The organism is Nocardioides mangrovicus (genome assembly GCF_003674065.1).
Lineage (GTDB): Bacteria > Actinomycetota > Actinomycetes > Propionibacteriales > Nocardioidaceae > Marmoricola > Marmoricola mangrovicus.
In genome coordinates this window covers 860,701-882,570 of record NZ_RDBE01000001.1, presented here as the reverse complement: position 1 = coordinate 882,570, position 21,870 = coordinate 860,701, and the positions used below count along the sequence as shown (strand labels likewise).

The following is a 21,870-nucleotide window of genomic DNA, read 5'->3' as shown; positions in this document are numbered from 1 at the left end:
CGCGGATGGAGGCGCAGGACTTCACGCCCTCGGCGGTCTGGCGCAGCTCGGCGGTGATCTCGGCGACGCCCATCCCCTGGCCCAGCTTCTCGCCGAAGGTGCGGTTGCGCGAGAGCGGCGAGGAGCAGGTGGCGACCAGGTCGCCGAGACCCGCCAGGCCCATCAGCGTGAGCGGGTCGGCCCCCAGCGCCGTCGCCAGCCGGGCCGTCTCGGCCAGGCCACGCGTGATGAGCGAGGCGGTGGTGTTGTCGCCGAACCCCAGGCCTGCGGCCATGCCGACGCACAGCGCGATCACGTTCTTGTAGGTGCCGCCGATCTCGCAGCCCACGACGTCGGTGGTCGAGTACGGCCGGAAGGCTCGCGTGTGGACCAGGTCCTGCAGCCGGCGGGCGACGTCGAGATCGGCGCACGCCACCACCGAGGCCGCCGGCTCGCGGGCAGCGATCTCCTTGGCCAGGTTGGGGCCGCTGACGACCGCGATGCGCTCGGGACCGGCACCGGTGACGTCGGCGATCACCTCGCTCATGCGGTCCAGCGTGCCGAGCTCCACGCCCTTCATCAGCGAGACCAGCACCGCCTCGCGCGGGATCGCCTCGGCCCACTCGGCGAGGTTCGCGCGCAGGCTCTGCGAGGGGACGGCCAGCACGACGACGTCGGCACCGGCCAGCGCCTTCTCGACGTCGCTGGTGGCCGAGACGTTGGGCGGCAGCTCGATGCCGGGCAGGTAGTCGGGGTTCTCGTGGCGTGCGTTGACCGCCTGGGCCACCTCGTCGCGTCGAGCCCACAGCACGACGTCGTGACCGGCGTCGCCGAGCACGATCGAGAACGTGGTGCCCCACGAGCCGGCGGGCAGGACGGCGATGCGGCTCACGAAGACTCCTTCTTCTCGTGCGACTTCTCGTGGGGGTTTCCGGTTTGCCGCACACCGTGGGCGCGCGGGTCGTAGCGCTCGGCCGGTGCCGTCTCGCCTCGCAGGTCCTCGACGATGGTGGTGATCGCGGCCATGATGCGCGCCGTCGCCTCGTGCAGCACCGGCGAGGTCACCGGACCCTCGCGCAGGTCGTCGAGGTCGACCGGGTCGCCGGCCTTCACGTGGATCGTCTTGCGTGGCAGCAGATGCGGCTTGCCGTAGGGCGGCAGCAGCTCCTGCACCCCCCAGTGCCCGATCGGCACCACGGGGCAGCCGGTGGTCAGCGCGACACGGGCGGCGCCGGTCTTGCCGCGCATCGGCCACAGGTCGGGGTCACGGGTGATGGTGCCCTCGGGGTAGAACACCACGGCCTGGCCGTCGTGGATCGCCTCGACCGCAGCGTCGTAGGAGCGCGAGGCGTCGGTCGAGAGCCGCGCCACTGGGATCTGCCCGGCGCTGGCGGCGATGGTGCCCACCACCGGCATGTCGAAGACCTCCTGCTTGGCCAGGTACCGCACGATCCGGCCATGGTCGTAGACGAAGTGCGCCAGCGTCAGCGGGTCGGCGTGCGAGAGGTGGTTGCAGGCAAGCACGACGCCGCCGGACGCGGGGATCTTCAGCCCGTCGCGCCAGTCGCGTCTGGTCAGCACGGTCAGCGTCGGCCTGACCACGTCGGCGGCGAACCCGAAGGCCCAGCCCCGCTTCTGGTCGAGCCTGCGTCGCCGCGCCACCCGGGTCCTCTCGCCGATCGTGAACCGGTTGCAGCCTACTGCCAGGATCGGGTGTGCCCTCTGCCAAGCGCTGGGACGTGCTGGTGCCGGTGAAGCCGCTCGACCGGGCCAAGTCGCGGCTCCTCGGACTGCCTCGCGAGACGCTCATGCGCGCCTTCGCCCTCGACACCCTCGCAGCCTGCTCTGCGTCGTCCGCGGTGCACGCGACCTACGTCGTGACGCACGACGAGGACCTCGCCGCGATCGCCGGCTGCGAGCGGCTGCCCGACCTCGGCGAGGGAGACCTCAACCGCGCCCTGCTGCGCGCACGCGAGCAGCTGCCGCACGATGCCTCGATCGCCTGCCTGCTGGGCGATCTGCCCTGTCTGCGCGAGCGCGAGCTGACTGCTGCGCTCGAGGCGGTGGAGGGACCGGGCGCCGTGGTGGCCGACGCTGCCGGGACCGGCTCGACGCTGCTCGCCGTGCCAGCCGCGGCCGGGTTCACACCCCGCTTCGGCGCCGACTCGTTCGCCGCGCACGTCGAGGCCGGGTACGCGCCGTCGACGCTCGAGGTGCGCTCGCTGCGGCGTGACGTCGACACCGCCGACGACCTGCGCGAGGCGATCGCCCTCGGCGTCGGTCCGCGCACCGCCGAGGCGCTGCGGACGCACGAAGGGCGGTGACCGGTCGCCCGGTCACCGCCCTGTCGTCTCGAGCGGGCTACGCCTTCTTGGCCGCGGTCTTCTTCGCCGCAGTCTTCTTGGCGGGCGCGGTCTTCTTGGCCGCCGTCTTCGCCGGCGTCGTCTTCTTGGCGGGCGTCGCCTTCTTCGCCGGCGCGGTCTTCTTCGCCGCCGTCTTCGCCGGCGTCGTCTTCTTGGCGGTCGTCGCCTTCTTCGCCGGGGTGGCCTTCTTGGCCGCGGTCTTCGCCGGCGTCGTCTTCTTGGCGGGCGTCGTCTTCTTGGCGGCGGCCGTGGTGCGGCTGGCGGTCTTCTTCGCCGCAGCCGGGACGGCGGCCGAGGCGGTGGCCAGCGTGAGCTTCGGCAGCTTCTTCGCACCCGAGACGACGTTCTTCAGGTCGGCCCCGGCGTTGAAGCGCGGGATCGCCGTCTTCTTGGCCTTGATGCGCTCACCCGTGCGCGGGTTGCGCACCCAACGGGCGTCGCGCACGCGCTTCTCGAACGAGCCGAACCCCGTGATGGCGACCTTCTCGCCCTTGGCGACCTCGCGCGTGATGGTGTCGAGGACCGACTCCAGCGCGTGCGCGGCCTGCTTCTTGTTGCCCTCGAAGCGCTGCGAGAGCGCCTCGATCAGCTGGGACTTGTTCACTGCGTTTCTCCTCCGGTGGGACGCCGTCGGGCGACTGCCCGCCGTTGTGCTGTCAGGCGAACGCTAGGCACATCCGAGCACTTGTCACAATGTCGACACGGCCAAGGATGGCGCTGAGTTTCCTTGCTGCTCTGGCCTCTCGGCGTCGTGACACCAGTGGCGCCACTCTCACGCCGAGTCGGCGGCAAGCTCCTCGGAGTGGACTTTCGCGTTGCCTGCTTGACGATCGACCATCATGGCAGAGGTCGCCGCGGCGCTGCGCACCAGCTCCTCGCTCAACGCGCGCACCGCCAGCGGCGTACGCCGGTCAGGTCTACTCACCAGCACGAGCGAGACCGGTGCACCGTCGCGCACCGGCCGTGAGGTGAGCACACCGCCGCGCTCCAAGGGGTCGTCGACGACGCTGTAGTCGGGCAGCAGCGTGAGCCCGAGACCGCCGGCGACGAGGGCGGTGCCCATGGTCGCCCCGTCGGCGGTGACGGTCGTGCGCGGCGGCTGGTCGCCGAAGAGCCGGTGGGCGAAGCGATGCATGAGGTACCCGGCTCGCATCATCACGAACGGCTCCTCGCGCAGCTCGGCGGTGTCGACGACCTCGCGTGCGGCCAGGGGGTGGTCGACCGGGAGGACCACCACCGCGCGTCCGCTCAGCAAGGTGGTGGCGACCAGCCCCGGGGGCGGGTCGTCGTCGCCGAGGAGGTTGACCAGGCCGAGGTCGAGACCACCCTCCTCCACGCCGCGCACGACGTCGTCCTGCCGCTCGTCGAGCACCTCGACGCCGACGCCGGGCCACGCGTCGTGGAACCCGGCGACCGCCGGCGCCACGACGCTGGACGTCGCCGCGTTCACGGTGCCCAGCCGGACGCTGCGCCGGCGTCCGGCATCGCCGGCCGCGGCACGCAGCTGGTCGGCGGCGTCCAGGACCTGGGTGATGTGCTGCAGCAGCTCGCGACCCTGCGCAGTGACCCGGGCACCGGTGCGGCGCCGCTCGAGCAGCGTCACGCCGAGCTCCTGCTCGAGCTTGGCCAGCGCCTCGCTCACCGCGGGCTGCGAGACGTGCAGCTGCTCGGCCGCACGACGCAGCGAGCCGTACCGGGCCACGGCCGCGACGTACTCGAGCTGTTCGAACCTCATGCGTCCACCTCTCAGACCGGCGCGGGGACTGACGATCACAAAGTCTACTGTGTTGATGTACTTACAGGCCACCACCGGATCGCAGTGCGAGGCAGCGCCTATCACCGCGTCGGGAGTTCCGCCGGTGCACCTCCTTGAACCGGCCTTCAAAGTCGACCAATCTGATTCACATACAGCGAGATACACCAGGAGACACGATGAGCCACGAACCCCTCAAGTTCGCCTACTGGGTGCCCAACGTCAGCGGCGGCCTGGTGGTGAGCAAGATCGAGCAGCGCACCGACTGGGGCTATGAGTACAACAAGACCCTCGCCCAGCTGGCCGAGAACAACGGCTTCGAGTACGCCCTCTCGCAGGTGCGCTACATGGCGTCCTACGGCGCGGCCTACCAGCACGAGTCGACCAGCTTCAGCCTCGCGCTGCTGCTGGCCACCGAGCGCCTGAAGGTGATCGCGGCCGTGCACCCCGGACTCTGGCAGCCCGGTGTCCTGGCCAAGTTCCTGGCCACGGCCGACCACCTCTCGGGCGGCCGCGCGGCGGTCAACGTCGTCAGCGGCTGGTTCAAGAACGAGTTCACCCAGCTGGGCGAGCCGTGGCTCGAGCACGGCGAGCGGTACCGGCGCTCGGAGGAGTTCATCCGCTACCTCAAGGAGATCTGGACCTCCGAGCACGCCGAGCTGGCCGGCGACTTCTACCGGCTGCACGACTTCGACCTCAAGCCCAAGCCCCTCGCGTCCGCGGGCCGCCCGCACCCGGAGATCTTCCAGGGCGGCAACTCCTCCGACGCCCGTGGCATGGCCGGCCGGGTCAGCGACTGGTACTTCGCCAACGGCAACACCCCCGACGGCATCTCCGAGCAGATCCAGGACGTGCGCGACGTGGCCCAGGTGCACGGCCGCACGGTGCGCTTCGGCGTCAACGGCTTCTTCATCGGCCGCGACACCGAGGCCGAGGCGCGCGACGTGCTGCGCGAGATCGTCGACAAAGCCGACCGCGAGGCGGTCGAGGGCTTCGGGTCGGCGGTGAAGGAGGCCGGCCAGTCGACCGGCGACAAGAAGGGCATGTGGCAGGACTCGGAGTTCGCCGACCTGGTGCAGTACAACGACGGGTTCCGCACCGGCCTCATCGGCACGCCGGAGCAGATCGCGGAGCGGATGATGGAGTACAAGCGACGCGGCGTGAACCTGCTGCTGCTGGGCTTCTTGCACTACCACGAGGACGTCGCATACTTCGGCCGCGAGGTGCTGCCGATCGTCCGCGAGCTCGAGGCCGCGGAGCTCGCCCGCGCATGAGCAGGCCCACCCCCGTCCCCGTGCTCGACGCCGACTCGGCGGTGCGCACCGCCGGCGAGCTCGGCGCGTGGCTGGCCGAGGACGCCGCCACGCGCGACGCCGAGCGCCGCCTGCCCGAGAAAGAGCTCGAGGCACTCTCCGCCTCGGGCCTGCTCGCCATCACCGTGCCCGCCGGATTCGGTGGCGCCGACGTCGGCGCGGGCACGGTGGCGGAGGTGTTCCGGCTGCTCGCCGCCGGCGACCCCAGCGTCGCGCAGATCCCCCACAGCCACTTCGTCTACGTCAACGCGCTGCGCCACCACGGCACGGATGCGCAGCGGCGGTTCTTCTTCGACGAGGTGCTGGCGGGCGCACGGTTCGGCAACGCGCAGTCCGAGACCGGCACCAAGCACGTGCGCGACTTCGCCACCACGCTGCGTCCCGACCCGGCCGAGCCGGGCGGCGACTGGCTCCTCGACGGGGTCAAGGGCTACAGCACCGGCGCGCTGTTCGCGGACTGGATCCCGGTGCTCGCCCACCTCGGCGAGGACGGCCCGCTCCACGTGGCCTGGGTCAGGCGCACCGCGCCCGGCGTGGAGGTCGTCGACGACTGGGACGGCATGGGTCAGCGCACCACCGCCAGCGGCACCGTGCGCCTGGCCGGCGTGCGGGTGCCGCGCGACAAGGTGACGCCCTGGCACCTGACGTTCGACGGCCCGCAGGTCTACGGCGCGTTCGCCCAGCTGCTGCACGCCGCGCTCGACGCCGGCATCGCCCGGGCCGCCCTCGACGAGGCCGCCGCGTTCGTGGTGGCCAAGAGCCGGCCGTACCCCGACGCCGGTGTCGAGCGGGCCGCCGACGACCCACTGGTGGTACAGGCGTTCGGCGAGCTCGAGCTGCAGGTCCGCGCCAGCGAGGCGCTGCTGCGCGAGGCGGCCGCAGCGGTCGACGCGGCCGGCGCGCACCTGAGCGCCGAGAGCGCCGACGCCGCGAGCCTCGCCGTCGCGGCTGCTCGGGCGTCGTCCACGCAGGCCTCGCTGGAGGCCTCGAGCCGGCTCTTCGAGGTCGCCGGCACCCGCTCGGCGCTCGACTCGCTCAACCTGCACCGGCACTGGCGCAACGCCCGCACCCACACGCTGCACGACCCGGCGTCGTGGAAGGTGCAGCACCTGGGGCACTGGGCTTTGGAGCGCACCCCGCCCCCCAACCACGGACAGATCTGAGGACCGATGTCACTGACCTTCCACTGGTTCCTGCCCACCAACGGCGGCGACGGACGCCACGTCGTCGGCGGCGGTCACGGCACGGCCGCGATCCCGCAGGGCCGGCCAGCCAGCGTCTCCTACCTCGGCCAGATCGCCCGCGCCGCCGAGGACGTCGGCTTCGACGCCGCGCTGACCCCCACCGGCGCCTGGTGCGACGACGCGTGGCTCTCCACCGCCATGATCAGCCAGGTCTCGCAGCGGCTGCGGTTCCTCGTGGCGTTCCGTCCGGGGCTCACCTCGCCGTTCCTGGCCGCACAGATGGCCGGCACCTTCCAGAACCTCACCGGCGGGCGGCTGCTGCTCAACGTCGTCACCGGCGGGGAGTCGCACGAGCAGCGCATGTACGGCGACTTCCTCGACAAGGAGGAGCGCTACGCGCGCTGCGGGGAGTTCCTCGACGTCGTGCGCCGGCTGTGGACCGGGGAGTCGGTGACCTACCGCGGCGAGCACCTCGCGCTCGAGGACGCCGTCCTGGCCCAGATCCCCGACCCGCTGCCCGAGATCTACTTCGGCGGCTCGTCCCCCGCCGCCGGCGACGTCGCCGCCAAGCACGCCGACGTCTACCTGACCTGGGGCGAGCCGCCCGAGGCCGTGGCCGAGAAGATCGAGTGGATCAGCAAGCTCGCCGCCGAGGAGGGACGCGAGGTCCGCTTCGGCATCCGGTTTCACACCATCACCCGCGACACCTCCGAGGAGGCGTGGGCCGAGGCCGACCGGCTGCTCGCCGGCATCGACGAGGAGACCATCGCCAAGGTCCAGTCGGGGCTGAGGCGCAGCGAGTCCGAGGGACAGCGCCGCATGCTCGCCCTCAACGGCGGCTCCAAGGACCGCCTGGAGATCCACCCCAACGTCTGGGCCGGCGTCGGCCTGGTGCGCGGCGGCGCGGGCACGGCACTGGTCGGCAGCCACACCGAGGTGGCCGACCGCATCGAGGAGTACGCCTCGCTGGGCATCTCGGAGTTCGTGCTCTCGGGCTACCCGCACCTGGAGGGGGCGTATTGGTTCGGCGAGGGCGTGCTGCCCGTGCTGGCCGAGCGCGGGCTGTGGACGCACCCGGCTCCCCCGCGCAGCTCCACCGGGGCGGTGCCGTTCGCATGAGCGCGTTCCCCACCAACCAGGACCTCGACCCGGTCCGGCTGCGCGAGGCTTTCGGCGTGCACCCCAGCGGCGTCGTGGCCGTGGCCGCCCGCGTCGACGGCGAGCTCATCGGCCTGGCCGCCAGCTCGTTCACCTCGGTGAGCCTCGACCCGCCGCTGGTCTCGTTCTCGGTGGCCACCGGTTCGAAGACCTGGCCCAGCCTGCGCCGCGCCGCCCACCTCGGCCTGACCGTGCTGGCCGACCACCACGGCGAGGCCGCGCGCCGGCTGGCCGGCCCGCCCGAGCACCGCTTCGAGGACCTGGCCGTCTCGGTCACCGACGACGGCGCCGTGTTCCTCGACGACGGCCTGGCCGGGTTCGACTGCACCATCCACCAGGAGGTGGAGGCCGGCGACCACCTGCTGGTGCTGCTGCGCCTGCACGCCGTGGAGTACGGCGTCGAGGGCGAGGCCGGGACGCCGCTGGTCTTCCACCGCAGCGGGTTCGGGCGGCTGGCCGGGTAGGGGTCTTCGGGCCAGAGTGACGACCGACCAGCCTGCCGAGACAGCCGCCGCTACGCGGTGACCGGCTTCCAGCTCGGCCGGGACGCCTCGTAGGAGGAGACCTCGTCCTCGTGCCCCAGCGTGATGTCGATGTCGTCGAGGCCCTCCAGCAGCTGCCATCGGGTGTAGTCGTCGATGTCGAAGGAGTCCTCGATGGCGTCGACGCCGTCGCCCGCCTTCACGGTGCGGGTCTCCAGGTCGATGCTCACGGTGGCGCCGGGACGGTCTTCGAGGTGGTCCCAGATGCGCTGCACGACCTTCTGGTCGACCTGCGCGGTCAGCAGCCCGGCCTTGCCGGAGTTGCCGCGGAAGATGTCGCCGAAGCGTGAGCTGATGACCGCGCGGAAGCCGTAGTTCTGCAGCGCCCACACCGCGTGCTCGCGCGAGGAGCCGGTGCCGAAGTCGGGGCCGGCGACCAGGATCGAGCCCTCGGCGTACTCCGGGCGGTTGAGCACGAACGTCGAGTCGTTGCGCCAGGCGGCGAACAGGCCGTCCTCGAAGCCGGTGCGGGCCACGCGCTTGAGGTAGACCGCCGGGATGATCTGGTCGGTGTCGACGTTGCTGCGCCGCAGCGGCACGGCGACGCCGGTGTGGGTGGTGAAGGGTTGCATGGGGGTTCCTTAGAGGTCGGCCGGCGAGGAGAGCGTGCCGCGGATCGCGGTGGCCGCGGCGACCAGCGGCGAGACCAGGTGGGTCCGCCCGCCCTTGCCCTGCCGACCCTCGAAGTTGCGGTTGGAGGTCGAGGCGCTGCGCTCGCCGGGCTCGAGCTGGTCGGGGTTCATGCCCAGGCACATCGAGCAACCCGCGCCGCGCCACTCGGCCCCGGCCTCCTTGAAGATCACGTCGAGCCCCTCGTCCTCGGCCTGCAGACGTACCCGCGCCGAGCCGGGCACGACCAGCAGCCGGGTGCCGTCGGCGACGTGGCGGCCCTCGACCACCGCGGCCGCGGCGCGCAGGTCCTCGATCCGGCCGTTGGTGCAGGAGCCGACGAAGACGGTGTCGACCTTGATCTCGCGCATCGGCGTGCCGGCCTGCAGACCCATGTACTCCAGGGCCTTCTCGGCCGCCGTCGCGTCGTCGGCGTCCTCGAAGTCGCTCGGCGCGGGCACGCTGGCGGCCAGCGGGACGCCCTGGCCCGGGTTGGTGCCCCAGGTGACGAACGGGGTCATCGTCGAGGCGTCGAGGACGATCTCCTTGTCGAAGCGGGCGTCGTCGTCGCTCACCAACGTGCGCCAGTGCGCGACCGCGGCGTCCCAGTCCTCGCCCTTCGGTGCGTGGGTGCGGCCCTCGATGTAGGCGAAGGTCTTCTCGTCGGGCGCGATGAGGCCGGCCTTGGCGCCCCACTCGATGCTCATGTTGCAGATCGTCATCCGGGCCTCCATCGAGAGGTTCCGGATCGCCTCGCCGCGGTACTCGACGATGTAGCCCTGCCCGCCACCGGTGCCGGTGTGGGCGATGAGGGTGAGCACCAGGTCCTTGGCGGTGACGCCGTCGGGCAGCTCGCCCTCGACGGTCACGGCCATGGTCTTGGGCTTGGCCTGCGGCAGCGTCTGCGTGGCCAGCACGTGCTCGACCTGCGAGGTGCCGATGCCGAAGGCGATCGCGCCGAACGCGCCGTGCGTGGAGGTGTGGGAGTCGCCGCAGACGATCGTCATGCCGGGCTGGGTGAGGCCGAGCTGCGGGCCGATGATGTGGACGATGCCCTGGTCGGCATCGCCGAGCTGGTGCAGGGGGACGCCGAACTCGGCGGCGTTGCTGCGCAGCGTCTCGACCTGGGTGCGCGAGACCGGGTCGGCGATCGGCTTGTCCCAGTCGATCGTCGGCACGTTGTGGTCCTCGGTGGCCACGGTGAGGTCGGGCCGGCGCACCGGTCGCCCGGCCAGCCGTAGGCCCTCGAACGCCTGCGGCGAGGTGACCTCGTGCACGAGGTGCAGGTCGACGTACAGCAGGTCGGGTTCTCCGGCGGCCTGGCGGACGACGTGCTCGTCCCAGACCTTCTCGGACAACGTCTTGCCCATGGTGGCGATCTCCTTCGATCCGTCTCTGTGAGTCTCACGATACGCCTTGCGTCCCATGATCTGAGACGTCAGTATTGCCATATGGACAACGCATCGACGGGTGGCAGCGGCGTCGGCGTGCTGGACAAGGCGGCGCAGGTCCTGGCCGCGCTCGAGTCGGGTCCGGCCACCCTGGCCGGGCTGGTCGCCGGCACTGGGCTGGCCCGGCCGACCGCCCACCGGCTGGCCGTCGCGCTGGAGCACCACCGATTGGTGGCCCGCGACATGCAGGGCCGCTTCGTGCTCGGCCCGCGCCTGGCCGAGCTCTCCGCCGCGGCCGGCGAGGACCGGCTGCTCGCCGCCGCCGGACCCGTGCTGGCGCGGCTGCGCGACATCACCGGCGAGTCGGCGCAGCTGTGGCGCCGGCAGGGCGAGTACCGCGTGTGCGTCGCTGCCGCCGAGCGGCCCACCGGCCTGCGTGACACGATCCCCGTCGGCTCGCAGCTCACCATGCGGGCCGGCTCGGCGGCCCAGGTGCTGCTGGCCTGGGAGGACCCCGAGCGGATGCACCGGGGTCTGCAGAACGCCGCCTTCTCCGCCGCCGCCCTCTCCGGCATCCGCCGCCGCGGCTGGGCGCAGTCGGTCGGCGAGCGCGAGGCGGGCGTGGCCTCGGTGTCGGCGCCGGTGCGCTCGCCCTCGGGCAAGATCGTCGGCGCCGTGTCGGTCTCCGGCCCGCTCGAGCGGCTCTCGCGTCAGCCGGGTCGTATGCACGCCCCGGCCGTGCTCGCCGCGGCCGAGCGGCTCAGCGAGTCGCTGCGACGCGCCGCTGCGGGCGACTAGACCCTGGTCATCCGGGCTGGTCGTCCAGGCCGGGCGGTCCGGACGACGCGCAGTTGGTGGGGTTTGGCCGCACATGCCCTAATCTCGGGCCGTGTGGATCTCCGAGCTCAGTGAGCGCACGCGGATCCCGGTCGACACGATCAAGCACTACCTGAGGGTCGGCGTGCTGCCGAAGGGTCGATCGGTCGGCCCGATGCGCGCGGAGTACGACGAGGCCCATGTGGCGCGGCTGCGGCTGGTCAAGGCCCTGACCGAGGTCGGCCAGCTCAAGCTCGACCAGGTGCGCCGCATCCTGGAGTCCGCCGACGGTCCCGACGTCCGGGTGCCGCAGGCGGTGGGCGCCGCCCACTACGAGCTCTCCCGCCGGGTGATGGAGGAGCGAACTCCCAGTCCGGAGGCGCTGGCCGCCGTCGAGGCGATGATCGGGCGACGGGGCTGGCAGGTCGGCACCGCCAGCCCGCACCGCGAGGCGCTGGCGGTCGCGCTCGACGCACTGCTGGAGACCGGCGCCGGGGCCGACCGACCCGGCCGCGGGCTGACCGACCTGCTGGACCTGTACTCCGAGCACCTCGGCGCCGTCGCGGAGGCCGAGATCGGCTTCGTGGACCTCAGCGATCCCGAGCGTGCGCTGCTCAACGCCATCAGCACCACCGTGCTCTCCGAGCCGGTCGTGCTCGTGGTGCGCCGCCTCGCCCAGGAGCACGCCGTGCGCGATCGCACCCGGATCGACCCGCCGCCCGAGGGCTCGCCGCACCGCCGCTGGACCGACGGCTAGCCGCGGGTTTCGAGACGGTCGCAGGCGACCTCCTCGACCACCGGCGCGCTCAAAGCCTCCCGAGCGCCAGCGCCGCGTGCATGAGGCTGGCGATGCTCTCGCCGTCGCCGATCACGCCGCGGCTCACCAGGTCCATCGTCTCGGTCCAGGGCACCCGACGTACGGCCGTGATGCCCTCCTCGGCCTGCTCGGCGCCCTCCTCGGCCGCGCTCAGCCCGCGCGCTAGGAAGACCACCTCGGGGGCGTCGGCGATCCCGTTGAGGGCCTGCATGGTGCCGATCTGCTCCCACGACGAGGCCTGCAGGCCGGTCTCCTCGCGCAGCTCGCGCTGCGCGGCCAACAGCGGGTCCTGGCCCTCCGACCCGCCCGCGGGCACCTCGAGCGAGGGGCCCGTGGTGTAGCGGTGCATCTCGACCAGCACCACCTCGTCGGCCTCGGTCAGTGCCACCACGAAGACCGCCACCGGGAGCTCGACCACCCCGTAGATCCCGGCCCGGCCGTCGGGGTGGACCACCTCGTCCTCGCGCACCCGGATCCAGGGGTTGCGGTAGACGGTCCGGCTGGAGGTCGTGCGCCACGGGCTGGGACCGGTCATGGCTCGACGCTAACGGTGGGGCCGCGGAACAGCGCGTGCACGGCGAGGTCGACGACGCTCTCGACGTCGCCGTCACCGATGTCGCCGCTCATCGCGATCCGGTGCAGCACCGCCCCCAGGACGACGTCGACGACCAGGTCGACCACCGACGCCTCGACCTCCCACCGCTCGCACAGGGCCTGCGTGAACGGGTCGCGGATGCGGGCGCGCAACCGGGCGCGCAGCTCCGGGTCGCGGCCGGCCTCGTCAACGAGCCCGACCAGCAGGTGGCGCACGTCGGGCTCGCGCACCCGGCCGGCGAGCCAGCCGACAGCGGCGCGGACCGCGGTCGCGCCGTCGCGGTCGTCGACCGGCGGGTCGCCGAGGGTGCGGGCGAGGGCGTCGACGGCGAGCTCGGCCTTGGAGCTCCACCGCCGGTAGATCGTCGTCTTGGCCACCACGGCCCGCGCCGCGATGGCGTCGATGGTGACCTGGGCGTAGGCACGGTCGCCGACCAGCGCGGCCGTCGCGTCGAGCACGGCGGCCTCGACGTCGGCGCGGCGCGGCCGGCCCGTGCGACTCGCGACGTCTGCCACATCACACCTCCTCCGGCCCCCGAAACCCTGTGGCGAGGCTCCCGGGCCTCGTACGATTAATTCCACTACCGACAGTAGCGTAACCCTGGGGAGGGACCATGGCCGAGGACGTCAGCTTCACCGCCGAGCTCAAGGACGCGATCGCGCCGCGCACGGTCCTGCTCGTGCTCGGCGTCCTCGCCCTGCAGCTGGGGTTCGTGGCCTCCTACGTCGGCGCCTTCCACCACCCCACCGCCCACGACCTCCGGGTCGGCATCGTCGGACCGAGCAGCATCACCGCGCGCGTCGAGCAGCAGCTGAAGGACTCGGTGGGCGACGAGGTGTCGGTGACGCGGCTGCAGCAGCGTGCCACCGCGGTGGAGCAGATCCGCCAGGACCGGCTGCACGCCGCACTGGTCGTGGACTCCGGCGGCACCACCGACGAGCTCCTGGTGGCCTCGGGCGGCGGCTCGTCGCTGGTGAGCGCGGTCCAGCAGGCCGCCGAGCAGGCCGAGGCCGAGCAGCAGCGCAGCCTCACCACCACCGATCTGGTGCCGCTGCAGTCCGGCGACGCGCGCGGCCTCTCGGGCTTCTACCTCACCATCGGCTGGCTGGTCGGGGGCTACCTGATGGCCTCGCTGCTCGGCGTCGCCCGCGGCTCGCGGCCGGCGAACCCACGCCGGGCGGTGATCCGGCTGCTGGCCCAGCTGCCCTACGCCGCGGCGGCCGGGCTCGGCGGGGCGCTGGTGGTGGACCAGTGGCTGGGTGCGCTCACCGGCCACTTCTGGGCGCTGGCTGGCACCGGCACCCTGCTGGTGCTGGCGGCGGCCACCGTCACCACGGCCCTGCAGGTGCTGTGCGGGACCCTCGGCATCGGCCTGGCCGTCCTGGTCTTCGTGGTGCTGGGCAACCCCAGCGCGGGCGGGGCGTTCGGCTGGCCGCTGCTGCCGTGGCTGTGGCGCACGATCGGTCCGTGGCTGCCCAACGGCGCCGGCACCGAGGCGCTGCGCCGCACGGTGTACTTCGCCGGCCGCGACGCGGGCGGGTACCTGCTGGTGATCGCGCTCTGGGCCGCGGTGGGCGTCGTGGTGACGCTGGCGGTCAGCCGGTGGCGTCACTCGCGCGAGGCGGTGGCGGCATGACGCCCGCCGACGGCCTCGCCGTGCGCGGGCAACGACTGGCCCTGCAGGCGCTGCTCGCCGCCCCGCGACCGTTGCGGCGCGCGATCGCCGGACGTCCGCTGCGGCTCGACGGCGACGCCTTGGAGGTCGAGAACCAGGTGCTGCTGCGGCTCACCCGGTCCGCCGCTGCGCCTCGCCTCGGCCCGGCCGACATCCCACGGCTGCGCGACGACCTGCGCCGCGGCATGCGCGTCGCGGGCGGCACCTGGCCGATCGGGCGCGTCGAGGACCTCGACGTCGCCGGGGTGCCGGTCCGCCGCTACTCCCCCACCCGGCCCGACCCGGCAGCCGCCGGGGCTGTGGTGGTGTTCCTCCACGGCGGTGGGTTCATCGCCGGCGACATCGCCACCTACGACCCGGTGTGCCGCTTCCTGGCCGAGCGCTCGGGCGTCGAGCTGCTCTCGGCGGAGTACCGGCTCGCGCCCGAGCACCCCTTCCCGGCCGCCTACGACGACTGCGTCGCGGTGTTCGAGTGGGTGCACGCCCACGCCGCCGAGCTCGGTGTCGACCCGCATCGGATCGCCGTCGCCGGCGACTCCGCCGGCGGCAACCTGGCCGCCGGCGTGGCGCTGGCCGCGGGCGAGCGGTGCGCGTTCCAGCTGCTGATGTACCCGGGCACCACCGCCGAGGACAGCTTCCCCTCCCGCGAGCTGTTCGGCACCGGCTTCCTGCTCACCAACGACTTCATCGACCTCGCGGTGCGCTCCTACGCCGGCGGTCTGAGCGGCGACGCGCTCACCGACCCGGCGGCCGCGCCGCTGCACGCCACGGTGCCGCGCAGCGTCGCCCCCGCCCACGTCGTCACGGCCGCGTTCGACCCGCTGCGCGACGAGGGCGAGGCGTACGCCGCCAAGCTGCGCGAGGCCGGCGTCGAGGTCCACCTGGAGCGCACCTCCGGCCAGCTCCACGGCTACATCGGCCTGCTCGGCGTCAGCCGCTCCGCCCGCCGCGCCACCGAGCACCTGGCCGACGTCCTGCGGACCTGGGTGCGCGGCTGAGCAACGTCATCCGAAGAGGTCGCCGCAGCGACCGATTCGTATGACGTCCCGGACATGACAGCGGCCCGGCTCTCACTGGAGAACCGGGCCGCTGCTTTCGCGTACCCCCGACGGGATTCGAACCCGCGCTACCGCCTTGAGAGGGCGGCGTGCTAGGCCACTACACAACGGGGGCGTGACACGCCTCAGCCTTGCACAGCAAGGGATTCAGCGTCTCGCTGGGGTACTAGGACTCGAACCTAGACTAACTGGACCAGAACCAGTCGGGCTGCCAATTACCCCATACCCCAAGGGTGTCGATCCGGATGGACCGAGGGACGACGATACACGGTCACACCGGACGCTGCCCAATCCGCCCGGGCGGCTGCGACGTGGCGCCCGCCACCCCCATCCGCCGGGCCACCAGCAGCACCAGGCCGACGTAGACCAGGCTCTGCACGATCGTCACCGGGATGTTCCAGTAGGAGGTCTTGGTGGCCTCGAACACGGTCGCGATGTTGCCGAAGACCAGGGCGAAGCCGTAGGCGACGAAGTTGTTGAGCACGTGCAGCGCGATGCCGGGCTCGAGGCCGCCGACGCGGACCACGAGGAACCCGGCGAGCACGCCGAAGCCGAACCGGTCGAAGAACAGCGGCGGGTCCTGGGCGCCGTGGGCGATGGCGAAGAGCAGGGCCGGCACCAGCAGCGTGACGGCGAACGCGAGGCCGCTCCAGCGGCCGAAGAGCGAGCCGATGGCCTGCATCAGGTAACCGCGGAAGACGTACTCCTCCCCCATGGCCTGCAGCGGGGTGGTGAGCACGATGACGATGGCGAAGGCCAGGGCCTGGCCGCCGAGGTGGTTGAGCGTGCCGACCTGGCCGGTGTTCTCGTTGCCCTCCGCGGGCACCAGGAGACCCAGGCCGACCTGGACGGCCAGCGCCACGACCGAGATCGGGAGGCAGGCCAGCAGGAAGCGCCAGCGGATGCCCGGGCGCACCGACGTCAGCCACCGCGGCCGGACGCCGTGCAGCCACCGCACCACGGCCCAGGCGACGAGCACGCCGGTGGCCAGGGTGAGGTTGAGGTACAGCATCGAGGCCGGCGTCACGCGGTCCAGATCCGCCGCCTTCGTGAAGGCGTCGGCGAAGTTCCCGCCCTCGATGCCCACCTGCACGTACACCGCGACGACCAGCACCGGCGTCATCACCAGGCCGGCGAGCACGAACACCGCGACCAGCAGCACGACCGAGCCGACGAGCGGCCGCCACCACGCCCAGGTGGGCGTGCGCAGCACCTGGGGGTAGCCGACAGCGGCCGTCGGCTCGGTGGTCACAGGGTGGCTGCGTGGGCCAGTCGCGCGAGCGTCACCTCGCGGCCGAGCAGCTCGAGGGACTCGAACAGCGGCGGCGACACGCGACGGCCGGTGACGGCCACGCGCACCGGTCCGAAGGCGTGGCGCGGCTTGAGGCCGAGGCCGTCGACCAGGGCGGCGCGCAGCGCCTCCTCGATGGCCGGAGTGGTCCACTCCTCCAGCGCCTCGAGCGCGGTCGCCGACGCGGTGACGACTTCGCGGCCGGCGTCGTCGAGGACGGCGGCGACGTCGGCCTCGTCGTAGGCGACGTCGGTGACGAACAAGAACCCGAGCATGCCGGGCGCCTCGGTGAGCTTGTTCATCCGCTCGTGCACCAGCGGCACGGCGCGGGCGAGCAGGTCGCGCTGGAAGTCGGTGGGCTCGGCGGGGAGGACGCCGGCCGCCTGCAGGAACGGCACGACCCGCTCGGCCATCTCCGAGACGGGCACCATCCGCATGTGGTCGCCGTTGATGGCCTCGGCCTTCTTCAGGTCGAAGCGCGCCGGGTTTGGGTTGACGTCGCCGATCTCGAAGGCGTCGACCATCTCGGGCAGGGTGAAGACGTCGCGGTCCCCGGAGATGGCCCAGCCCAGCAGGGCCAGGTAGTTGAGCAGCCCCTCGGGCAGGAAGCCGGCGTCGCGGTAGCCGAGCAGGTTGGCCTCGGGATCGCGCTTGGAGAGCTTCTTGTTGCCCTCGCCCATCACGTACGGCAGGTGCCCGAAGCGCGGCGTGTGCTGGGCGACGCCGAGCTCCTTCAGTGCCTCGTAGAGCGCGATCTGACGCGGCGTGCTGGAGAGCAGGTCCTCGCCACGCAGCACGTGGGTGATCCCCATCAGCGCGTCGTCGACCGGGTTGACCAGCGTGTAGAGCGGCTCGCCGTTGGCGCGCGCGAGCGCGTAGTCGGGCACGTGCTCGGAGGCGAAGGTGACCTCGCCGCGCACCAGGTCGTCGAAGGTGATCGAGCCGTCGGGCATCCGGAACCGCAGGACCGGCCGGCGGCCCTCGGCCTCGAACGCGGCGCGCTGCTCGGCGCTCAGGTCGCGGCAGAAGCCGTCGTAGCCCTGCAGCTTCGACCCGCTGGCCTTGCGCCGGGCGTCGACCTCCTCGGTGGTGCAGAAGCAGTCGTAGACGTGGTCGGTGCCGCGCAGCCGGACCAGCACGTCGGCGTAGATCTCGCCACGCTCGGACTGCAGGTACGGCCCGAACGGCCCGCCCTTCTCCGGCCCCTCGTCCCACTCCAGGCCGAGCCAGTGCATCACCTCGATGAGGGCGTCGTAGGACTCCTGGGTGTTCCGTGCGGTGTCGGTGTCCTCGATGCGGAAGACGAAGGTGCCGCCGTGGTGGCGCGCGAAGGCCCAGTTGAACAAGGCAGTACGGGCCAGGCCCACGTGCGGCGAGCCGGTCGGCGAGGGCGCCATCCGCACGCGCACGGCGGGGTTCAGCTCAGTCACGGTTCTTCACCACGTTCGTGAGGTTGCCGATGCCGCCGACGAAGACCTCGACCTCGTCGCCGGGCACGATCGGGCCGACGCCGTCGGGGGTGCCGGTGAGGATGACGTCGCCGGGCAGCAGCGTCATCGCGGCACTGACGTGGGAGACGAGCGTGGGCAGGTCGAAGATCAGGTCGGCGGTGGAGCCGTCCTGCTTGAGGTCGCCGTTGACCCAGGTGCGCACGGGCCGGCCGACCTCGAAGTCGTGCGGGTCGAGGTCGGTCTCGATCCACGGCCCCAGCGGGCAGAAGGAGTCGAAGCCCTTCGCCCGCGCCCACTGGCCGTCGCCGCGCTGCAGGTCGCGCGCCGTGACGTCGTTGGCCGCGGTGTAGCCGAAGATCACGTCGGTGGCCTGCTCGGGCGGCACGTCGCGGCAGATGCGGCCGATGACGACGGCGAGCTCGCCCTCGAAGTGCACCTCGTTGCTCTGCGGCGGGTAGAAGATCGGGTCGCCGGGGCCGACGACGCTGGTGTTGGGCTTGAGGAACATCAGCGGCTCGCTGGGGGCGTCCCCGGTGCCCATCTCGGCGACGTGAGCCGCGTAGTTCTTGCCGATGCCGACCACCTTGCTGCGCGGCAGCACCGGCGCCAGCAGCCGGACGTCAGCCAGCCGGTGCTCCTCTTGCGTCAGCTGCACGCCGGCGTAGAGCGGGTCGCCGGCCAGGGCCACCACCACGCAGTCCTCGTCGGGGATGCCGTTGTCGTCGACCTCGCCGGTCACGACCCCGAACTGGGGGTCCTCGCCGGTGGTGAATCTCGCGATACGCACGGGGCCGAGACTACTGATCGCCCGCGACTACTGATCGGCGGTGCGGCGCCGACCGCGTGCCACCAGCAGGGCGAGCAGCGACGCCACGAGGAGCACCCCCGCGCCCAGCTGCAGCCGGCCGTAGTGGCGGCGGTGACCGAGGTCGAGGTAGATGGCCACGTAGCCGCGGTCCTCACCGCTGGTGGTCACCTCGTACGTCCCGGCCCGCCGCACGGCGACCCGCCACACCGGCACGTGCACCACGTTGTTGACGCTGACCGCGCCACCGTCGACCTTGTGGAACACCGGGTCGGCCGTGCCCGAGCGCTCGATCGACGCCGAGAACCGCGGCACCGCCACGCTGCCGCCGCCCCCGCCGTCGGCGCTGATGCCGCGGAAGGAGACGTCGACGGCGCCGGCCGGCAGCCGCACCGAGCCGTGGCCGGGGATCTCGACGCTGCCGAACCGGTCCCAGCTCTGGAACAGGTCGCCGAACAGCAGCGGCACCACCACGCCGAGCACCCCGAGCACCAGGCCCGCCACCGCGAGCCGGCGCAGCGCCGTGCTCACACCGGCTCGAGCGGACGCGGCTCGCCGGCCGGGGTCTCGACGACGATCGCGTCGCCCGCACGCACCACACCGCCCCGCTCCACCACACCCATGACCCCGCCGAGCCGCACGACGTGGCCGGCCTCGTCGCGGGTGACCAGCTCGCGCAGCAGCCCGTCGGAGAAGCCGTCGATCTGGGTGCACGGGTTGCGCAACCCGGTGACGCGCACGACGGCCTCGGCGCCGAGGTGCAGCAGCGTGCCGGTGGGCAGGCCGAGCAGGTCGACGCCGCGGGTGGTGACGTTCTCGCCGAGGTCACCGGGACGGACCTCGTGGCTGACCTCGTCGAGCAGCTCGGCGTGGATCAGGTGCACCTGTCGCAGGTTGGGCTGCGTGGGGTCGCGACGCACGCGCGAGCGGTGCTGCACGGTGACGCCGAGGTGGGCGTCGCCCTTCACGCCGAGCCCCGCGAGCAGCACGATCTCCTCGACCGGCTGCTTGCTGAAGCGGTGCTCGGCGTCCCGATGCACGGCGACGACTGTCACGCCTGGGATCCTAGGCCGCGTGCGAGTCCTCGTGGTCGATGCGGCCAACGTCGTCGGCTCGCGCCCCGACGGCTGGTGGAAGGACCGTCCGGGCGCGGCTCGGCGACTGCACGAGCGGCTGTTGGTGGCCGACGTGCCCCACGACCTGGTGGTGCTGGTGCTCGAGGGTCAGGCGAAGGCGGGCGCACCGGCCGGCCGCGACGGCCACGTGCGCGTCGTCCACGCCCCCCGCGACGGCGACGCGGCGATCCTCGACGTCGTCCGCTCCCACGCCGTGGACCAGGTCACCGTCATCACCGCCGACCGCGGCCTGCGCGCCGGTGCCGAGGTGGCCGGGGCGACCGTCATGAGTCCGTCATGGCTGCTGGACCTGCTCTGACGCCGCGTGTGCTGGAGTGGTCGCCATGACGACCGCCGGAGCACACGAGGTGCTCGACCGGTCGTGCTGGTCGGCTCGAGCGGCCGCGCACGAGGAGCGGGTCGACCGCTGGGTCCAGCCGCACCTGGCCCGCCGGCGCCGCGGCGAGAAGCACCCGGTGCACGACTTCCTCTTCGGCTACTACTCCCACTCCCCCGCCGCCCTGCGCCGCTGGCACCCCGGCTACGGCGTCACCCTCCTCGACGCCCCCGAGTACGCCGACGCCCGCGGGTACGCGGTAGTCCAGACCAAGACGCACCACTGCGAGCCCGGCACCAGTGCTACTCGTTCTGGACTATCCGTCACGGCGGCGCACCTGGAATCGCTCCAACCGCTCCTGAAGTCGACGCTGCGACTTCTGGAGGCCACCGCCACGCGCCCGGCGTCCTACGGCTGCTTCGGGCTGCACGAGTGGGCGATGGTCCACCGCGCCGACCGGACCCGGCACCCGGTGCCGCTCCGGCTGGGGCCGGCCGGCACCGACGCCGTGGTCGAGTCGCACCGCATCGCCTGCTCGCACTTCGACGCCTTCCGGTTCTTCACCGACTCGGCCCGCCCGCTCAACACGCTCTCCCCCGGCCGCGACGACCGTCCCGACTTCGAGCAGCCGGGCTGCCTGCACGCGGGCATGGATCTGTACAAGCACGCGTTCCGCCTGTCGCCGCTGGTGCCGAGCGAGCTGGTGGCCGACTGCTTCGAGCTGGCGCACGACATCCGCGAGCTCGACATGCGCGCCTCGCCCTACGACCTGAGCGAGCACGGCTTCGAGGCGGTGCCGATCGAGACGCCCGAGGGCAAGCAGGCCTACGTCGCGGCCCAGCGGGCCTTCACCGAGCGGGCGGCACCACTGCGGGAGCGATTGACGCGGACGGCTGGTGACCTACTGAGCGTCGCTAGCCTGCCCTCGTGATCCGCGAGGCGACGCTCGACGACTTCGACGGCGTGATCCGGCTCTACCGTCAGCTGCACCCGTACGACACCGTCCTCACGGACGGGTCGGACCGGCTGATCTTCGAGTCCATCGTCGCCGCCGAGCACCTTCACCTGCTGGTGCTCGACGAGGACGGCGAGCTGGTGGCCACGACCTACCTCAACCTGATCCCGAACCTCTCGCGCTCGGCAGCGCCGTACGCGGTGATCGAGAACGTGGTCGTCGAGCAGACCCGACGCGGCACCGGCCTGGGCAAGCGCATGATGGCGGCGACCTTGCGCCGGGCGTGGGAAGCCGGCTGCTACAAGGCGATGCTGATGACGGGCTCGCGGACCCCGGCCACGCACGCGTTCTACCGAGCCTGCGGTTTCGACCCCGACGCCAAGACCGCCTATCTCGCCCGACCGTCCTGAGGCTCAGGAACGGATACGTCGCCGGCGCGGCCGCGACAGGAGAGCTCGATCAGCAGGTTCGCGAAGCCGAGGGCCTCGTCGATGGCGCCGTGTGTGTGCTCGACATCGCCGAACCACTCGCTCGGCAGGATGTCCGGCTGCACCTAGCAATGCCCCTGTCTGACCCCGTATCGGGCGAAGCGACGGAGTTGGTAGTGGATACACGGTGCCACGGCAGCGTCTTCAACCAGCTGACGTATCGCGCCATCACAGC

26 protein-coding genes and 2 tRNA genes are annotated in these 21,870 nt (G+C 72.3%); 12 read left to right on the top strand and 16 right to left on the bottom strand.

Features of this window, described 5'->3' with window-relative positions; all coding sequences use genetic code 11:
• Positions 1–871 (bottom strand): NAD(P)H-dependent glycerol-3-phosphate dehydrogenase (locus D9V37_RS04370; RefSeq protein WP_147455866.1); only part of this gene is annotated, 871 nt, incomplete at its 3' end.
• A complete protein-coding gene (locus D9V37_RS04365; RefSeq protein ID WP_121804832.1) occupies positions 868–1,641 on the bottom strand; it encodes a lysophospholipid acyltransferase family protein in 774 nt (257 codons plus the stop codon). The genes D9V37_RS04370 and D9V37_RS04365, both read right to left, overlap by 4 nt.
• A gap of 53 nt (positions 1,642–1,694) precedes the next feature.
• Here D9V37_RS04365 and cofC point away from each other — a divergent pair, with 53 nt between their 5' ends.
• Positions 1,695–2,303 (top strand): 2-phospho-L-lactate guanylyltransferase, encoded by a 609-nt coding sequence (gene cofC / locus D9V37_RS04360; protein ID WP_121804831.1) that lies wholly within the window; start codon positions 1,695–1,697, stop codon positions 2,301–2,303.
• 37 nt (positions 2,304–2,340) lie between these two features.
• Here the strand turns inward: cofC and D9V37_RS04355 are convergent, their stop codons facing one another.
• Complete coding sequence (locus D9V37_RS04355) at positions 2,341–2,946, bottom strand: HU family DNA-binding protein (RefSeq protein ID WP_121804830.1); 606 nt, start codon at positions 2,944–2,946, stop codon at positions 2,341–2,343.
• A 168-nt stretch (positions 2,947–3,114) separates the two neighbouring features.
• Positions 3,115–4,077 carry a LysR family transcriptional regulator gene (locus tag D9V37_RS04350; RefSeq protein ID WP_121804829.1) on the bottom strand — a complete coding sequence of 321 codons (963 nt, stop codon included), beginning with the start codon at positions 4,075–4,077 and terminating at the stop codon, positions 3,115–3,117.
• 197 nt (positions 4,078–4,274) lie between these two features.
• On the opposite strand from D9V37_RS04350, the gene sfnG reads away from it, so the two are divergent.
• Genes sfnG through D9V37_RS04330 form a run of 4 tightly spaced genes read left to right on the top strand, consistent with a single transcriptional unit; the run spans position 4,275 to position 8,214 of the window.
• On the top strand, positions 4,275–5,369 hold the full coding sequence (gene sfnG, locus D9V37_RS04345) for a dimethylsulfone monooxygenase SfnG (RefSeq protein ID WP_121804828.1): 1,095 nt from the start codon (positions 4,275–4,277) through the stop codon (positions 5,367–5,369).
• Positions 5,366–6,571, top strand: a complete 1,206-nt coding sequence (locus D9V37_RS04340) for an SfnB family sulfur acquisition oxidoreductase (protein ID WP_121804827.1) — start codon at positions 5,366–5,368, stop codon at positions 6,569–6,571. Before sfnG ends, D9V37_RS04340 begins: the two co-directional genes overlap by 4 nt.
• 6 nt (positions 6,572–6,577) lie before the next feature.
• On the top strand, positions 6,578–7,711 hold the full coding sequence (locus tag D9V37_RS04335; protein WP_121804826.1) for an LLM class flavin-dependent oxidoreductase: 1,134 nt from the start codon (positions 6,578–6,580) through the stop codon (positions 7,709–7,711).
• Positions 7,708–8,214 carry a flavin reductase family protein gene (locus D9V37_RS04330; protein ID WP_121804981.1) on the top strand — a complete coding sequence of 169 codons (507 nt, stop codon included), beginning with the start codon at positions 7,708–7,710 and terminating at the stop codon, positions 8,212–8,214. The genes D9V37_RS04335 and D9V37_RS04330 overlap by 4 nt, the downstream gene beginning before the upstream one ends.
• Positions 8,215–8,264: 50 nt before the next feature.
• Here D9V37_RS04330 and leuD read toward each other — a convergent pair whose 3' ends face one another.
• Positions 8,265–8,864, bottom strand: coding sequence for a 3-isopropylmalate dehydratase small subunit (gene leuD / locus D9V37_RS04325; protein WP_121804825.1), 600 nt, complete (start codon positions 8,862–8,864; stop codon positions 8,265–8,267).
• Between the two features lie 9 nt (positions 8,865–8,873).
• Positions 8,874–10,271 carry a 3-isopropylmalate dehydratase large subunit gene (gene leuC, locus D9V37_RS04320; RefSeq protein WP_121804824.1) on the bottom strand — a complete coding sequence of 466 codons (1,398 nt, stop codon included), beginning with the start codon at positions 10,269–10,271 and terminating at the stop codon, positions 8,874–8,876.
• Positions 10,272–10,352: 81 nt separating this feature from the next.
• Here leuC and D9V37_RS04315 point away from each other — a divergent pair, with 81 nt between their 5' ends.
• Both D9V37_RS04315 and D9V37_RS04310 read left to right on the top strand, forming a co-directional pair.
• Complete coding sequence (locus D9V37_RS04315) at positions 10,353–11,090, top strand: IclR family transcriptional regulator (protein ID WP_121804823.1); 738 nt, start codon at positions 10,353–10,355, stop codon at positions 11,088–11,090.
• A 91-nt stretch (positions 11,091–11,181) separates the two neighbouring features.
• Positions 11,182–11,865, top strand: coding sequence for a MerR family transcriptional regulator (locus tag D9V37_RS04310; RefSeq protein WP_121804822.1), 684 nt, complete (start codon positions 11,182–11,184; stop codon positions 11,863–11,865).
• Between the two features lie 49 nt (positions 11,866–11,914).
• Here the strand turns inward: D9V37_RS04310 and D9V37_RS04305 are convergent, their stop codons facing one another.
• Positions 11,915–12,460: an NUDIX domain-containing protein gene (locus D9V37_RS04305; RefSeq protein WP_121804821.1), complete on the bottom strand. Its 546-nt coding sequence runs from the start codon at positions 12,458–12,460 to the stop codon at positions 11,915–11,917.
• Positions 12,457–13,035: a TetR/AcrR family transcriptional regulator gene (locus tag D9V37_RS04300; protein ID WP_158604368.1), complete on the bottom strand. Its 579-nt coding sequence runs from the start codon at positions 13,033–13,035 to the stop codon at positions 12,457–12,459. Before D9V37_RS04300 ends, D9V37_RS04305 begins: the two co-directional genes overlap by 4 nt.
• A 98-nt stretch (positions 13,036–13,133) precedes the next feature.
• On the opposite strand from D9V37_RS04300, the gene D9V37_RS04295 reads away from it, so the two are divergent.
• Positions 13,134–14,156, top strand: coding sequence for an ABC-2 transporter permease (locus D9V37_RS04295; RefSeq protein WP_121804819.1), 1,023 nt, complete (start codon positions 13,134–13,136; stop codon positions 14,154–14,156).
• Entirely contained in the window at positions 14,153–15,193 is a 1,041-nt protein-coding gene (locus D9V37_RS04290) for an alpha/beta hydrolase (RefSeq protein ID WP_147455863.1), read from the top strand. The genes D9V37_RS04295 and D9V37_RS04290 overlap by 4 nt, the downstream gene beginning before the upstream one ends.
• 102 nt (positions 15,194–15,295) lie before the next feature.
• Here D9V37_RS04290 and D9V37_RS04285 read toward each other — a convergent pair.
• From D9V37_RS04285 to D9V37_RS04255, 7 genes are all read right to left on the bottom strand, one after another.
• A tRNA-Glu gene (locus D9V37_RS04285) sits at positions 15,296–15,368 on the bottom strand.
• Between the two features lie 43 nt (positions 15,369–15,411).
• Positions 15,412–15,483 (bottom strand) — tRNA-Gln (locus tag D9V37_RS04280).
• 41 nt (positions 15,484–15,524) lie between these two features.
• Positions 15,525–16,505 carry a CPBP family intramembrane glutamic endopeptidase gene (locus D9V37_RS04275; RefSeq protein WP_121804817.1) on the bottom strand — a complete coding sequence of 327 codons (981 nt, stop codon included), beginning with the start codon at positions 16,503–16,505 and terminating at the stop codon, positions 15,525–15,527.
• Complete coding sequence (gene gltX / locus D9V37_RS04270; RefSeq protein WP_121804980.1) at positions 16,502–17,941, bottom strand: glutamate--tRNA ligase; 1,440 nt, start codon at positions 17,939–17,941, stop codon at positions 16,502–16,504. The genes D9V37_RS04275 and gltX overlap by 4 nt, the downstream gene beginning before the upstream one ends.
• 25 nt (positions 17,942–17,966) lie before the next feature.
• Positions 17,967–18,782: a fumarylacetoacetate hydrolase family protein gene (locus tag D9V37_RS04265; protein WP_121804816.1), complete on the bottom strand. Its 816-nt coding sequence runs from the start codon at positions 18,780–18,782 to the stop codon at positions 17,967–17,969.
• Positions 18,783–18,809: 27 nt separating this feature from the next.
• Positions 18,810–19,331 (bottom strand): hypothetical protein, encoded by a 522-nt coding sequence (locus tag D9V37_RS04260; RefSeq protein WP_121804815.1) that lies wholly within the window; start codon positions 19,329–19,331, stop codon positions 18,810–18,812.
• Positions 19,328–19,855 carry an MOSC domain-containing protein gene (locus D9V37_RS04255; RefSeq protein ID WP_232524725.1) on the bottom strand — a complete coding sequence of 176 codons (528 nt, stop codon included), beginning with the start codon at positions 19,853–19,855 and terminating at the stop codon, positions 19,328–19,330. Before D9V37_RS04255 ends, D9V37_RS04260 begins: the two co-directional genes overlap by 4 nt.
• Before the next feature lie 19 nt (positions 19,856–19,874).
• Between D9V37_RS04255 and D9V37_RS04250 the strand changes: the two genes are divergently transcribed.
• From D9V37_RS04250 to D9V37_RS04240, 3 genes are read left to right on the top strand one after another with little or no spacing between them, the layout of a single operon-like run.
• The gene (locus tag D9V37_RS04250) at positions 19,875–20,234 is read left to right on the top strand and encodes a hypothetical protein (protein ID WP_121804978.1); all 360 of its coding nucleotides are present in this window, start codon (positions 19,875–19,877) and stop codon (positions 20,232–20,234) included.
• A gap of 25 nt (positions 20,235–20,259) precedes the next feature.
• On the top strand, positions 20,260–21,183 hold the full coding sequence (locus D9V37_RS04245; RefSeq protein ID WP_121804977.1) for a 3-methyladenine DNA glycosylase: 924 nt from the start codon (positions 20,260–20,262) through the stop codon (positions 21,181–21,183).
• Entirely contained in the window at positions 21,180–21,617 is a 438-nt protein-coding gene (locus tag D9V37_RS04240; protein ID WP_121804814.1) for a GNAT family N-acetyltransferase, read from the top strand. The genes D9V37_RS04245 and D9V37_RS04240 overlap by 4 nt, the downstream gene beginning before the upstream one ends.
• On the opposite strand, the gene D9V37_RS20370 is transcribed toward D9V37_RS04240, so the two are convergent.
• Entirely contained in the window at positions 21,596–21,760 is a 165-nt protein-coding gene (locus D9V37_RS20370; RefSeq protein ID WP_198412348.1) for a hypothetical protein, read from the bottom strand. The two genes, D9V37_RS04240 and D9V37_RS20370, sit on opposite strands and share 22 nt — an antisense overlap.
• Between the last annotated feature and the right edge of the window lie 110 nt (positions 21,761–21,870).

Bases quoted from the DNA above. Each gene is read 5' to 3' on its own strand.
- D9V37_RS04350 (WP_121804829.1), bottom strand. From the start codon at position 4,077: ATGAGGTTCGAACAGCTCGAGTACGTCGCGGCCGTGGCCCGGTACGGC.
- sfnG (WP_121804828.1), top strand. From the start codon at position 4,275: ATGAGCCACGAACCCCTCAAGTTCGCCTACTGGGTGCCCAACGTCAGC.
- D9V37_RS04340 (WP_121804827.1), top strand. From the start codon at position 5,366: ATGAGCAGGCCCACCCCCGTCCCCGTGCTCGACGCCGACTCGGCGGTG.
- D9V37_RS04335 (WP_121804826.1), top strand. From the start codon at position 6,578: ATGTCACTGACCTTCCACTGGTTCCTGCCCACCAACGGCGGCGACGGA.
- D9V37_RS04330 (WP_121804981.1), top strand. From the start codon at position 7,708: ATGAGCGCGTTCCCCACCAACCAGGACCTCGACCCGGTCCGGCTGCGC.
- leuD (WP_121804825.1), bottom strand. From the start codon at position 8,864: ATGCAACCCTTCACCACCCACACCGGCGTCGCCGTGCCGCTGCGGCGC.
- leuC (WP_121804824.1), bottom strand. From the start codon at position 10,271: ATGGGCAAGACGTTGTCCGAGAAGGTCTGGGACGAGCACGTCGTCCGC.
- D9V37_RS04315 (WP_121804823.1), top strand. From the start codon at position 10,353: ATGGACAACGCATCGACGGGTGGCAGCGGCGTCGGCGTGCTGGACAAG.
- D9V37_RS04305 (WP_121804821.1), bottom strand. From the start codon at position 12,460: ATGACCGGTCCCAGCCCGTGGCGCACGACCTCCAGCCGGACCGTCTAC.
- D9V37_RS04295 (WP_121804819.1), top strand. From the start codon at position 13,134: ATGGCCGAGGACGTCAGCTTCACCGCCGAGCTCAAGGACGCGATCGCG.
- D9V37_RS04290 (WP_147455863.1), top strand. From the start codon at position 14,153: ATGACGCCCGCCGACGGCCTCGCCGTGCGCGGGCAACGACTGGCCCTG.
- gltX (WP_121804980.1), bottom strand. From the start codon at position 17,941: ATGGCGCCCTCGCCGACCGGCTCGCCGCACGTGGGCCTGGCCCGTACT.
- D9V37_RS04245 (WP_121804977.1), top strand. From the start codon at position 20,260: ATGACGACCGCCGGAGCACACGAGGTGCTCGACCGGTCGTGCTGGTCG.